The 13383-nt window shown below is 41.6% G+C and carries 14 protein-coding genes; all 14 read right to left on the bottom strand.

Annotated features, from left to right (window positions below):
* Window positions 1–51: 51 nt before the first annotated feature.
* The gene (locus NST81_RS00315) at window positions 52–282 is read right to left on the bottom strand and encodes an anti-sigma-F factor Fin family protein (protein ID WP_003352307.1); all 231 of its coding nucleotides are present in this window, start codon (window positions 280–282) and stop codon (window positions 52–54) included.
* Between the two features lie 66 nt (window positions 283–348).
* Window positions 349–909 (bottom strand): aminoacyl-tRNA hydrolase, encoded by a 561-nt coding sequence (gene pth, locus NST81_RS00310; protein WP_270583677.1) that lies wholly within the window; start codon window positions 907–909, stop codon window positions 349–351.
* 301 nt (window positions 910–1210) lie between these two features.
* Window positions 1211–1855 carry a 50S ribosomal protein L25/general stress protein Ctc gene (locus NST81_RS00305; protein WP_048622336.1) on the bottom strand — a complete coding sequence of 215 codons (645 nt, stop codon included), beginning with the start codon at window positions 1853–1855 and terminating at the stop codon, window positions 1211–1213.
* Window positions 1856–2055: 200 nt separating this feature from the next.
* Window positions 2056–3012 (bottom strand): ribose-phosphate diphosphokinase, encoded by a 957-nt coding sequence (locus tag NST81_RS00300; RefSeq protein WP_048622335.1) that lies wholly within the window; start codon window positions 3010–3012, stop codon window positions 2056–2058.
* Between the two features lie 15 nt (window positions 3013–3027).
* A complete protein-coding gene (gene glmU, locus NST81_RS00295; RefSeq protein ID WP_003352311.1) occupies window positions 3028–4401 on the bottom strand; it encodes a bifunctional UDP-N-acetylglucosamine diphosphorylase/glucosamine-1-phosphate N-acetyltransferase GlmU in 1374 nt (457 codons plus the stop codon).
* A 183-nt stretch (window positions 4402–4584) separates the two neighbouring features.
* Window positions 4585–4878, bottom strand: coding sequence for a septation regulator SpoVG (spoVG, locus tag NST81_RS00290; protein WP_003352313.1), 294 nt, complete (start codon window positions 4876–4878; stop codon window positions 4585–4587).
* Window positions 4879–5791: 913 nt separating this feature from the next.
* The gene (locus NST81_RS00285; protein WP_003352314.1) at window positions 5792–6169 is read right to left on the bottom strand and encodes a RidA family protein; all 378 of its coding nucleotides are present in this window, start codon (window positions 6167–6169) and stop codon (window positions 5792–5794) included.
* Between the two features lie 15 nt (window positions 6170–6184).
* Window positions 6185–7018, bottom strand: coding sequence for a pur operon repressor (gene purR, locus NST81_RS00280; protein WP_003352315.1), 834 nt, complete (start codon window positions 7016–7018; stop codon window positions 6185–6187).
* A 61-nt stretch (window positions 7019–7079) separates the two neighbouring features.
* The gene (ispE, locus tag NST81_RS00275) at window positions 7080–7949 is read right to left on the bottom strand and encodes a 4-(cytidine 5'-diphospho)-2-C-methyl-D-erythritol kinase (RefSeq protein ID WP_003352317.1); all 870 of its coding nucleotides are present in this window, start codon (window positions 7947–7949) and stop codon (window positions 7080–7082) included.
* Between the two features lie 1286 nt (window positions 7950–9235).
* Entirely contained in the window at window positions 9236–9421 is a 186-nt protein-coding gene (locus NST81_RS00270; RefSeq protein ID WP_003352318.1) for a small, acid-soluble spore protein, alpha/beta type, read from the bottom strand.
* Between the two features lie 208 nt (window positions 9422–9629).
* Window positions 9630–9899: a biofilm formation stimulator Veg gene (gene veg / locus NST81_RS00265; protein ID WP_048622332.1), complete on the bottom strand. Its 270-nt coding sequence runs from the start codon at window positions 9897–9899 to the stop codon at window positions 9630–9632.
* An 861-nt stretch (window positions 9900–10760) separates the two neighbouring features.
* The gene (yabG, locus tag NST81_RS00260) at window positions 10761–11642 is read right to left on the bottom strand and encodes a sporulation peptidase YabG (protein ID WP_341027631.1); all 882 of its coding nucleotides are present in this window, start codon (window positions 11640–11642) and stop codon (window positions 10761–10763) included.
* Between the two features lie 138 nt (window positions 11643–11780).
* Window positions 11781–12656, bottom strand: coding sequence for a 16S rRNA (adenine(1518)-N(6)/adenine(1519)-N(6))-dimethyltransferase RsmA (gene rsmA / locus NST81_RS00255; RefSeq protein WP_003352322.1), 876 nt, complete (start codon window positions 12654–12656; stop codon window positions 11781–11783).
* A complete protein-coding gene (gene rnmV / locus NST81_RS00250) occupies window positions 12653–13210 on the bottom strand; it encodes a ribonuclease M5 (RefSeq protein ID WP_048622331.1) in 558 nt (185 codons plus the stop codon). Before rnmV ends, rsmA begins: the two co-directional genes overlap by 4 nt.
* Window positions 13211–13383 lie beyond the last annotated feature (173 nt).

Here is a 13383-nt window from a genome sequence, read left to right as displayed (position 1 = left end):
CCAAACAAAAAAACAGAAAAATGCTTTGGACCGCATCCAAAGCTTGTTCAATCAATGTATAAGATAATCATTTTGGTGAAAATCCGGATATCGTTCAAGCGATTCCTGGCAATCTTCACAAATAGATTTTATAGAAATATCGCCATTACTTTCATATTGAACCATCTCTTTTCGTTCATGGTCCGCAAGTTTATGAAGACCTAGCTTTTCACTGCTAATAATATGTTTTTCCAAACTGCCTAGTTTAATGCCGCAATGCCGGCAATAATAATGAATAGCCATTACGTCCTCCTCCGTGTGCACATCTTATTCTTAGTATGTACACATCGAAACGAGGATATTCATTCTTCAGGAGTTAAACTGGTTCATGACTTCGGGAAATGGCTTCTCTAACCATTCAAGGCAAGCATCCGCACTCTTTTTAACGGCTTCATTCATGATCAACTGCTGCTCTTTGTCAAACTTTCCTAATACATAATCAATAACCGTATTATTTCCGTCAGGGCGTCCAATGCCAATCCGAATCCTTTTAAATTGTTCTGTACCTGTATGTTGTATGACTGATTTTATGCCATTATGCCCGCCTGCGCTCCCTTTTTGGCGCAAGCGAATTTTTCCGGGCGGAAGATCTAAATCATCATACACAACCAATAAATTCTCGATATCTATCTTATAGTAACGCATGACTTCGGCAATGCTTTCCCCTGACAAATTCATATAAGTAAGAGGTTTGAGCAGCAAAACTTGATGCCCGCCTGACCGTACAATCGTATAAATTCCTTTGTGTTTCGCAGTTGTCAATGGAGATTGCAATCGATGTGCAAGCTCATCTATCACATCAAATCCAATATTATGTCTTGTTCCTCTATACTTTTCACCGGGATTTCCAAGCCCCGCTATTAATTTTATCATCCAAAAACACCTCAAGTTTCTTCTTTACATTCTAACATATTATGCGGTATGTACAAAAAAAGCGAGGCAACCGCCCTGCTTGAAAAAAATAACATTTTTCATAAAAATCTCTTTTTCTTATCTTAAACTGAAGATTCTCTATTCAGTCAAAATAGATGTTTGAAATGGGAAGCGGATAAAAGCATAGAACCCCTTATGATTTTCATCGTAAAAAATTTTTGCCAACACAGTTATATTTCAGTAATAAACACAACTATGAAAGAAAGACACAGCCTTTCATGCTGTGCCCTTACACCTATTAACCTTCGCTTTCTTTGCTTGCCGGTGTTTCCCTTCCTTCTTCATTTTCCGGTATGCCAGGCTCTTGTTGTTCGCCGGTGCTGATTTCTTCTTCTTGACGCGGAGCCAAGATAGAGACAATCGTCTCTTCATCGCCGTGCTGAATCTCAAATGGATAATGTTCTTTTATATCTCCTACGGTAATCGTATCACCGACTTGCAATTGGGAAACGTCCACTTGAATGGCATCCGGTATATCGGTCACTTTGCCTTTTACAGTCAATTCAAATAACGGCTGCTGCAAAACACCGCCATCTTTTACACCTGGAGCTTCCCCTTTTAATTCCACCACAACTTCAGCGGAGATTTCCGTGGAAGGATCGACAGCAAAAAAGTCAGCATGAATCATTTCGCCTGTGAGCGTATCTTCTTGATAGTCGTGTAAAACAGCGCTCTGCTCACGATCATCAATATTTAAGGTGATTATTCCATTCCTTCCCACTTCTTTAATCGTTTTTAGCAAATCTGTTCTGCTTACGTAAACCGCTTGATTTTCTAATCCCTTTCCATATATAACGGCCGGTATGTTTCCTTCACGCCGAAGTTTATTTAATGTCGATTTTCTCAAGTCATTCCGTCTTTTCACTTCTAGTACTGCACTCATATTAGACATCCTCCCGTTCTAGTTTTTTAATGTAAAAACCCTTTTATATGAATTGCCTAAACAGGCAATCTTTAAACATGGTCATTACATGAAAAACATGTATGGAAAGCCGCCCATTATTGCTTCGAACACACCCTTCATTCTTTTGCTCCTTATTTTTGGAATCCATACCATCCGCAAGACCTATTTTCGATGATGGATTAATCAAACAGCATGCTGACAGATTGATCTTCATGAACACGAATAATGGCCTCACCCATTAATGGTGCAACGGAAAGTTCCACGATTTTATCGATTTTCTTTTCCTCGGGAAGAGCAATAGAGTTGGTTACAACAAGTTCCCGGATATTGGAATTTTGAATCCGATCAATCGCCGGCCCGGATAATACCGGATGTGTACAGCATGCATACACTTCTTTAGCCCCGTTTTCTACAAGGGCGTTTGCTCCTAATGTAATTGTACCAGCTGTATCAATGATGTCATCTATTAAAATAGCAATTTTCCCTTCAATATTTCCCACGATATTCATGACTTCAGCAACATTTGGTTTTGGACGACGTTTGTCAATAATGGCAATCGGTGCTTTCATGCGTTCCGCCATTTTTCGAGCGCGTGTAACACCGCCATGGTCAGGGGAAACAATCACAATATCGTCGTCGAACTGTTTCTTTTTGAAATAATCGGCTAAAATTTTAACTCCCATTAAATGATCGATAGGAATGTCAAAGAATCCTTGAATTTGCGGGGCATGCAAATCCAATGTGATGACACGGGTCGCACCGGCTTTTTCCAATAAATTTGCCACTAATTTTGCTGTAATCGGTTCACGAGCGCGCGCTTTTCGATCTTGTCGTGCATAACCGTAATAAGGAATCACAAGATTCACCGTTCTGGCAGAAGCCCGTTTTAAGGCATCGATCATAATTAACAGTTCCATCAGATTATCATTCACCGGAGAACTGGTTGACTGAATGACATAGACATCGCATCCACGAATACTTTCCTCAATATTAATTTGGATTTCTCCGTCGCTGAAACGTTTAACAGAACACTTTCCAAGCTCCACTCCGACAAAATTGGCAATTTCTTCTGCCAATGCCCTGTTGGAATTGAGGGCAAAGATTTTCAAATTTGGATCTAAATACTGGTTATACATGATGGACCTCCGAAATTATTTGTTATGGTTTAATTTTTGAACATAGCCATCCTTATTGATTTGGCGGGCGCGCGCTATCGCTAAAGCATCCCCAGGGACATCTTCCGTAATCGTGGAGCCTGCAGCTATATAGGCGCCTTTGCCGATTGTCACAGGAGCAACTAGATTTGAGTTACAGCCGACAAAAACCCCGTCTTCTATTTTCGTCTTATGTTTATTCTTACCATCATAATTTACGGTAATGGAGCCGCAGCCGATGTTCACTCCTTTGCCCACTTCTGCATCTCCTATATAACTTAAATGTGAAGCTTTGCTTCCGCGGCCAAATACCGTCTTTTTAATTTCAACAAAATTCCCGATCCTTACTTCATCTTCAATTTGGGAATCTGGGCGGATATGCGCGAACGGGCCAATCTTCACATCACTGCCAATGGCACTATCGTATGCAACCGATTGGCGAATCGATGTTCGATCCCCTACGGTGCAATCTTTTATCTCACTATTAGGCCCAATTTCACAATCTTCTCCAATTACAGTGTGACCTGTGATCATCGTGCCTGGGTAAATGATCGTATCTTGTCCGATCACTACGTCCGTTCCGATATAGGTGTGGTCGGGATCAACGATAGTGACACCATTTTTCATATGACGAAGGTTGATTCTTCTTCTCATAATTTTCTCTGCTTGGCTTAAAGCAGCTCGATCATTGACTCCGAGCGTTTCTTCAAAATCATCGATTTGATAAGCGGCAACGGTTTTTCCTTCCGATTTCATAATTTCAATGACATCCGGCAAATAATATTCTCCTTGAGCGTTATCGTTGCTTACTTTCTTTAATGCTTCAAAAAGAGCTTTATTGTCAAAACAGTAAGTGCCAGTATTAATTTCTTGTACTTTTCTCTCTTCTTCCGTTGCGTCTTTATGTTCAACAATCCGCTCAACAAAGCCTTCCTGATTGCGGATTATCCTGCCGTATCCATCCGGCTGATCCATATGAACCGTTAAGATCGTAGCGCTTGATTGATGCTGTTGATGGTGTTCGATAAGCGCTTTCATTGTATCAGCCTGAATAAGCGGCGTATCACCGCAAATCACTAATGTGATTCCTTCTTTATCACCTAAAAGCCCTTCCGCTTGCATAACGGCATGAGCTGTACCTAATTGTTCTTCCTGTACTGCAAACTCCGTTTTTCCATCCAACTGCGCTTTTACTGCTTCCGCGCCGTGGCCTACAATAGTAACAATCTTATCTGTATTCAAAGTCGAAACTTGATCGATTACATGCTCTACCATTGGTTTGCCGCATACAGGATGCAATACTTTATAAAGCTTAGACTTCATTCTTGTGCCTTGGCCGGCAGCCAAAACAATGGCATATATATTTGTCATACAGGGTCCCCCAATAACCTTTTTATCCATATTGAATGATATCCTAAATACACAATCTTTTCAAGGTTGCTTGGGAAACTCATGCTTTCAGCGTGGGAAAGAAAAGGATGGTAAATGATGGGGGGTAGAAGCGCAAAAAAAGAGCCTTACTTATGAAGTAGGCTCATGCTGTTTCATATGTGATTAGGAAGCTCCGGCTTCTTCTAATTCTATTTCTTCTAATTCTCCCAACCGATGATATTCGCTCAATACTGCGTCTTGAATTTTACCGCGAGTATTGGAGTTAATTGGATGAGCAATATCACGGAACTCACCATCCGGTGTCCGTTTGCTCGGCATGGCGACAAATAAGCCATTATTGCCATCAATTACTCGAATATCATGAATAACAAATTCGTTGTCCAGAGTGATGGAAGCGATTGCTCTCATACGACCGTCTGTGTTGACACGGCGGAGTCTAACATCTGTTACTTCCACTCTGTTCACCACCCTTCCTTTGTGAAAATCTAATAAATATATTCAACAGTATTTCTAATTTTCCTTCTTTTAATAGGAAAATTTTTTAAAAATTTTTAGTAGTCACTCCTTTTCTCTTAACGTCTCCAAAATAATTTTGTAAAACAGCCGGTAAAAAAAATGAGGATGATGGATGAACCCATCTCTATTTCCAACCATCAAAGAAGCTGAATCATTATGTGTAAGGAGTCCAATCGAGTAGGAGGGAGCGATTAACTCCCGTCCTCTCACACCACCGTACGTACGGTTCCGTATACGGCGGTTCAATTAAGATAATTGACGCAAGTCTTTATAACTTCCGTGAATAGCTGTTCTCTTTATGCCAGTGGTCACTCCACCCTCCAAGAGGTCTCCCACGGGATTCACCGCTTCCTCCCTCAAGTGAGGTACTACGTTTTCTGTGTTCATCATGACTCACTGAATACCAAGGGCTATTCTCTCTTAATTGTTCGGTCCTTCTTAGTTGTTCTAGACCAACTAATACTATGACCTCTGCTGACTTCTGACGGTTCAGCTACTTATCACTAAGTAGGTTATGAAGAGTACTTCACATATCCGCCAGACCTCCCCGGGTAAGTACATGCACTTTCACACCATCTATCCGCCTCATTTACTCGATATGACCTTCGACAGAAAGAGCTTTGTTTTGTTATGCAAACTCACTCAATCATACCTAGCCTTATATGAGGTTCGTGTTCCTCGGACCGGTGTTTTGCCTCCAGCTTCCTTCAGATTCCGCGTCACCACGGACACCCTTGCTCTTGGCTAACCTCTACTTCTGTCTTCGGGGTTCGGGACTTACACCCTATAGTTCATGTACATGCCGCGCGCACATGAAAAAAAACTGCCGACGATGTCGACAGTTTTTTATCCATCATGATTTCACGAGTGCAACCACTTCTATTTCAATTTTTGCGTCTTTTGGCAGCCGAGCCACTTCCACACAAGATCGAGCCGGTTTATGGTCCCCGAAAAACTCCGCATAAATGTCGTTTACAACGGAAAAATCATTCATATCCTTTAAAAATACCGTTGCTTTTACAACGGTTTCCAGCGACGCTCCCGCCTCTTGCAATACAGCTTGCAGATTGCGGAACACTTGCCTTGTCTGTTCTTCAATGCTTCCTTCCACCAATACTCCCTCAGGCGTCAACGGAATCTGACCTGAGCTGAAAAAGAGGTTATTGACAATGATTCCTTGGGAATAAGGGCCGATAGCAGCAGGGGCATTCTTCGTAGCAACTTGTTTCATCCTTCTTTTCTCTCCTTAAATAAAATGAATATTTTTAGTAAAATAATTCCCTTCATCTACCTTTATTTCCTTCTTTTTTACATCAACATCCCGCAATTTTACAAGTGAAATATAATCTTCCACCAATCGTTCCTCTGCATGCTCGGACTCAACCAAAACGGCGATGCCTGCCACTTCGGCATTAAATTCAGCCAGCATGCTTTTCATTCCGTTGATCGTTCCGCCGGCCTTCATAAAGTCATCCACGATCAACACTCTTGATCCCTCTTTTAAACTTCGTTTTGACAACACCATGGTTTGTATCCGTTTTGTCGAACCGGAAACATAGTTGATGCTTACAGTGGGTCCCTCTGTTACTTTACTGTCGCTTCTGACAATGACCACTGGCACATTTAAATGGGCAGCTGTAGCGTAAGCGATTGGGATACCCTTGGTGGCCACCGTCATAATCACATCTATTTCGATTTCAGAAAACGCGGATCCTAATAGTTTCCCAATTTTGTGTATGATTTGCGGGTTTCCAATGAGATCTGTCATAAATAAATATCCACCGGGAAGAAGCCTCTCAGGTTTTTCTAATTGCTGACATAATTCTTTAATAAATGCCCTTGCATCCTCTTCTTTTACTTTTGAAAAAAACTTGACCCCACCTGCAGCGCCGGGAATGGTCTGTAAAGTGCCCATCCCTCTTTGCTCCAGCGTTTCTTTCAAAATTCCCAAATCCTCACTAATGGAGGATTTGGCGGAACCGTACCTTTCCGAAAAAAAAGTTAAAGATACTAGCTCGCGGGGATGTTCTAATAAATAATAAGTCATATCAATGAGCCGTTCACTTCTCCGAAATTTCATATAATCACCGCGCCTCCTTAAAACCGAATATTTTCTTTTAAATATACATTAATATACGGTTTTACACAATGGTCGGCGGTCCGCCCAGCATTCTAACCGCAAAAACTTGGCCGCAGAATCCTCTCAACCCATTGTAAATCCGATTCATTCGTGAATCATGCTGTACAAGAGCGAAAACAGTAGGCCCGCTTCCGCTCATTAATACTGCATCCGCTCCCGATCGAATCATTTGTTCTTTGATTTGCGCCACTTCCTTATGCATTTTTAAAGTGACACTTTCCAATACATTTCCTACATTTTGGCACATTTTTTCATAATTTTGCTCGACAATCGCTTCAATCATTGCTTTCGTATTCGGATGTCGAACCTCTTCCAATTTCAAATTTCGATAAACTTCCGCGGTAGAGACCCCTATTTGGGGTTTGGCCAAAACCACCCAGCAATTCGGCGGTGTTGGAAGCGGGGTAATTTTTTCCCCTCTACCGGTTGCAAGCGCCGTTCCTCCAAAAACACAAAATGAAACATCAGATCCAATTTGAGAACCTAGGTCGGCCAGTTCCTCTAGAGAGAGACCTAATTGCCACATTTGATTAAGACCTTTAAGCACAGCCGCGGCATCGCTGCTCCCTCCTGCAAGTCCGGCCGCTACCGGAATCGCTTTATCAATGGAAATGGAGACGCCTTTTTTGATGTGATACGTTTCTTTTAACAACTTAGCCGCTTGAAACGCCAAGTTGCGATGATCGTCGGGAACAAAACGGTTATGAGAGTCAATTCTAATTTCATCTTGTCGTAATTCTTTTAACTCTATTCGATCTGCCAGATCAATGGTCGTCATTACCATTTCCACTTCATGATAGCCGTCAGGTCTCTTATGAAGGACATCTAAAGATAAATTGATTTTCGCCGGTGCTTTTACATGCAATTTCATTTATTCACCTACTCTATTGAACCGAAGAATGATGGTTTGATATTGGAAACCGCCCTGAGCAGTTTGAAATCGGAAGGTATTTAGAGACAGAAAAGAACACCCATGTGCCTTTCCTTCATCCCAATCGATCGTTCGATGTATTTGTCAATCAATCATTTACTAAAGAAAAAATAAAACGTTGTTATGCAAATGTATGTATTCTTTCACATTATAGCCATTCAAGTATGTTATTTTACCATTTTCAAAAAACAATGAAAAGACCGGGTTCATGAACTCTATCACTTAGCTGATATCATTGTGAAGCTTTTTAATAAACAGTAGACAAAACGAACGGATAAAATCCTCGTAAACATGCATCATGAATAATTTAAAAACACGGACAGTTCCTATTCAATGCAAAAGAGTCGTTTTACTTCACACAAAACAAAGGTTTAGATGAAGAAAAGTCGATCTCATTTCATTAATTTTTACTTTCCCTGTATCGGAAAATCCGTCTATCATGGTTGTCGCTTCATCGAAATTTTTCTGTGATCTTTGCGTGTTCTTTATTTTGAAGTGATAAAGAGGACACAGTCGAGGAATAAAGAGGATCTCTTCTCTGCATCGAGTAGGAGGGAGCGATTAACTCCCGTCCTCTCACACCACCGTACGTACGGTTCCGTATACGGCGGTTCAATTAAGATAATTGACGCAAGTCTTTATAACTTCCGTGAATAGCTGTTCTCTTTATGCCAGTGGTCACTCCACCCTCCAAGAGGTCTCCCACGGGATTCACCGCTTCCTCCCTCAAGTGAGGTACTACGTTTTCTGTGTTCATCATGACTCACTGAATACCAAGGGCTATTCTCTCTTAATTGTTCGGTCCTTCTTAGTTGTTCTAGACCAACTAATACTATGACCTCTGCTGACTTCTGACGGTTCAGCTACTTATCACTAAGTAGGTTATGAAGAGTACTTCACATATCCGCCAGACCTCCCCGGGTAAGTACATGCACTTTCACACCATCTATCCGCCTCATTTACTCGATATGACCTTCGACAGAAAGAGCTTTGTTTTGTTATGCAAACTCACTCAATCATACCTAGCCTTATATGAGGTTCGTGTTCCTCGGACCGGTGTTTTGCCTCCAGCTTCCTTCAGATTCCGCGTCACCACGGACACCCTTGCTCTTGGCTAACCTCTACTTCTGTCTTCGGGGTTCGGGACTTACACCCTATAGTTCATGTACATGCCGGGCGCACATAAAAAAGGCCGGGAATTTGATTTCCCGGCCTTTGTGCGGCTTTTATTCAGATTGTTGCTTATTAATGAGCTGATGTTCGGCCATTTCGATAGCTCGTTTAACCATGTTTCCTGCGTCTCTTGCCGTTATGCCGCCCCAACCATCTCGTTGGACGACATCATAAAACCCAAGTTCTTTGGCAAGTTCTTCTTTGAAACGATCGGACATAACTCCTCGTCTTTTGCCCATATAAGCATCCCCCTTTTATCTTGCTTTAACGAACCCCTACTCTATACAGAGAAAAGAGCTCGAAAAAAGCAAGATCGGTTCACTCATCGGTCATAAAGAATCGATGAAAGTTGTAGCTATGCCGCATATTTATTTTGTTTCGAAGTACTTTATTTATAACAGGGGGCTGCCGCCAATATTGGAAAACAAAAAGCAGCAAACATGATGTCTACTGCTGCCCTAATGCCATATTCCCTGTTGAATCTTCGTAAAATTTTAACTCCACTGTTTCTGTCAACACATCCGCATAGCTGTACGACACTCTTTCAAAAGAGTTTTCGTCTTGATCCAATTCAACGACGAACACAGCTGGATACGTTTCAGCTAATATACCGGATCGCTCGATGGTCTTTCTTCGACCACCATTTGCTCTTAGCAAAAGTCTTTTTCCAAGATTGGAATCAAGTGCTTTTTTAATGTCGGCTAATGTTTTCGGCATTTGCTTCCACCTCACTGTCCTTTATTATAGCACAGCTTGTACATGTGGTCAAATAAATTAATAATTTTATCAACGAAAACCCTTACTGTCAACATTTTTATTTTTTCAAAATATTTCTTTTTTCTACAGTTCTAATATGCCACTTCACTGATGTTTTATGTAAACACCGCTTTAATTTTTTCATCCAATCGAGTAGGAGGGAGCGATTAACTCCCGTCCTCTCACACCACCGTACGTACGGTTCCGTATACGGCGGTTCAATTAAGATAATTGACGCAAGTCTTTATAACTTCCGTGAATAGCTGTTCTCTTTATGCCAGTGGTCACTCCACCCTCCAAGAGGTCTCCCACGGGATTCACCGCTTCCTCCCTCAAGTGAGGTACTACGTTTTCTGTGTTCATCATGACTCACTGAATACCAAGGGCTATTCTCTCTTAATTGTTCGGTCCTTCTTAGTTGTTCTAGACCAACTAATACTATGACCTCTGCTGACTTCTGACGGTTCAGCTACTTATCACTAAGTAGGTTATGAAGAGTACTTCACATATCCGCCAGACCTCCCCGGGTAAGTACATGCACTTTCACACCATCTATCCGCCTCATTTACTCGATATGACCTTCGACAGAAAGAGCTTTGTTTTGTTATGCAAACTCACTCAATCATACCTAGCCTTATATGAGGTTCGTGTTCCTCGGACCGGTGTTTTGCCTCCAGCTTCCTTCAGATTCCGCGTCACCACGGACACCCTTGCTCTTGGCTAACCTCTACTTCTGTCTTCGGGGTTCGGGACTTACACCCTATAGTTCATGTACATGCCGGGCGCACATAAAAAGCTGTAATGAAACTCCTTCATTACAGCTTAATCATCTAAATTCCAATGGTACGGCATTCCGGTCCTTAAAACTCCCCTCGTTTCTACACCGCCTAACCCTTTATTGCCAGTTAATGTATTCTTAAGGACATCTAACACATTAACCGATTGATGAAAAGGGGTGTAACTGATTTTAGCTACAATATAGACAGGATCCAAGGCATGAATGTTGACTCGAAACGGCGAACTGGCAAAATTGGCGCCGGCCCTAATTAATGATTCAAAATGGGATTGACAAGCACCCGCAAAAATAATTAACTGATCAAGACTCGGTATTTTTTTTCGAGCTTCCTTTACGGTTTGAACAAAATATTTGGAATTTCGATAAGCATTTAAATCCGATTTTTTCCCTTTTGACTTTGAATAGGAATCATGTCCCGTAATGACAAGAATCTCCGGCCGATGCCGTTCCAAAAGCTCCAACACTTTTACCGGCATATCTTTCTCACTGCAATGTACGCCTTTGACGGGAACTCCAAATTGACCATAGACAGCCAGACATTTTTTTAAAAAAGCCGGATCTCCGTCTAAATGCAACACTTTTCCAGGTAGCTGAAATATATTGGATCCTTCCTCGTTGTAGCCCCCTGTAACTTCATATTCTTGCCTTTCCTTCAGCAAATGGAGGTCTCGTTGAAAAAGCTCAAATGATTGTTTTTCCAGCGTTCTGATCTGGCGAGCCGCTTCCAGCTGTTCTTTTTGTTCGATGACGATCAAATCCTCAATCGGGGCGTCTGCCATTAATCGAAAATCCTCACCGTATAAAATCGCCATCTCTTTTCCGTTTATATTTGTGAAATCGATAACCCGAAACAACAAATCGCATTTGTAAGACTGCCGGCCGACCATATCATTGATTTTGATCCCCATAACCGTCATCTCCACAGGCAAAAATAAATATTTCCTTGCCAGCATATGCAATCGCGGAAGGAAGCGTGTATGAGGGGGACCGCCACAAAATTTGCCTCTTTTACAAGAGTTGGAAATCCAAATGATGAGTTCTCCTTGTTAAGAAAATAACGGATAAAGCAAATTGCTTAAACGAGCAAATTCTTGTATGGATAAAGATTCACCCCGGCGGGAAGGATCAATCTCCGCTTCAGCAAGAATGTTGAGAATTTGTTCTTTTTTTTCTTTGCCATTGGGCATTTGCGAAGTTAAGTTATTGATTAACGTTTTTCTTCTTTGCGCAAAAGCCGCTTTGACGAGAGAAAAGAAGAAAGATTCATTATCCACTTCCACGAGGGGCTTTGTTCGTCTTTTTAAATGAATGACAGCAGAGTCGACATTAGGCTGAGGGATAAAAACGGTTTTAGGTACGACAAACGCTGTCTTTGCTTCCGTATAATATTGTACGGCGATGGATAAAGAGCCGTACTCTTTCGTACCTGGTTGTGCCGAAAGCCGATCAGCGACTTCCTTTTGCATCATAACCACCAGCCCTCTAATCGGCAAACATTCTTCCAATAATTTCATAATAATTGGAGTGGTGACATAATAAGGGAGGTTAGCCACCACCATAATATCGGAATATCCGGAAAGCTCTTCTTTAATGACCTCTTTTACATTCGCTTTCAAAACGTCTTGGTGAATAATTTCTACGTTCTTATAGGGGGAAAGCGTGTCCTTCAAAATAGGCAATAGCCGCTTGTCAATTTCAAATGCCACCACTTTTCCCGCTTTTCGCGCCAAATGCTCGGTTAAAGCGCCAATACCCGGGCCGATTTCAATGGCAGCTGTTTCCTTCGTCAGACCGGCGGCTTCAGTGATCCGATTTAACACATTAGGATCGACGAGAAAGTTTTGCCCTAAACTCTTTTTGAACGCAAAGCCATATTTTTTTAAAATTTCTCTCGTTCTGGACGGTGTCGCAATATCTTTCATCGTTTTTCCTCCTGCAGCACTTCCTCCATGGCTTTCAAAAACTGTTCTCTTGTAATTTGAAACATCTTTAGCCTGTTATAAAGCTGTTTTCCGTTTGTGTAGCCTATTTTTAACTTAATCCCTAATTTTTCTCTTCTTTCTCTGGCATTTCCTCCACCGATTAATCCGGCAGTGATCAAATCTTCTTTCCTTATTTGCTCTTCTGCTTCTTTTTCCATCCATTGCGCTTCTTTTAGCGCTTCCCTGATACTTTCAGGACTGGCATGTTCGACTCCGATTCCTTTTCCATTCTTCGGCTTCGCTTCGTCCTTTGGCAAAAAAGCATGCTTGCAATTGGGAACCGCTTGAGAAATAATGTGCCTGATCCGCTCGCCGGGATAATCCGGGTCTGTAAAAACAATGACTCCTCTTTTTTCTTGTGCCAGTTTAATCTTTTCGATCGTCTCTTTCGAAACAGCAGATCCGTTTGTCTCAATTGTATCGGCGTCAACGGCACGCCGGATCGCCGTTGTATCATCTTTCCCCTCTACAACGATCACTTCTTTTATTTTCATGCATTTCCTCCATAAAAATGATTCTTATCCGCCCAATCCAAATGAGGCGGGCAAACCAATTTTTCAAAGCTGCGGAAATGAAAAATATTCTTAAAAAATCATCTCCGTCAGCCGCTTAAGTATTTTTATCATCCGATGAATACTTGTCTATTATATTTTATATAAATAGAAAA

It is taken from the genome of Bacillus sp. FSL W8-0223 (assembly GCF_038006805.1).
Taxonomy (GTDB): Bacteria; Bacillota; Bacilli; order Bacillales; family DSM-4216; genus Bacillus_O; species Bacillus_O smithii.
The sequence above is the reverse complement of the archived record's forward strand: the minus strand, read 5'-3'. Positions and strand labels throughout refer to the sequence as shown.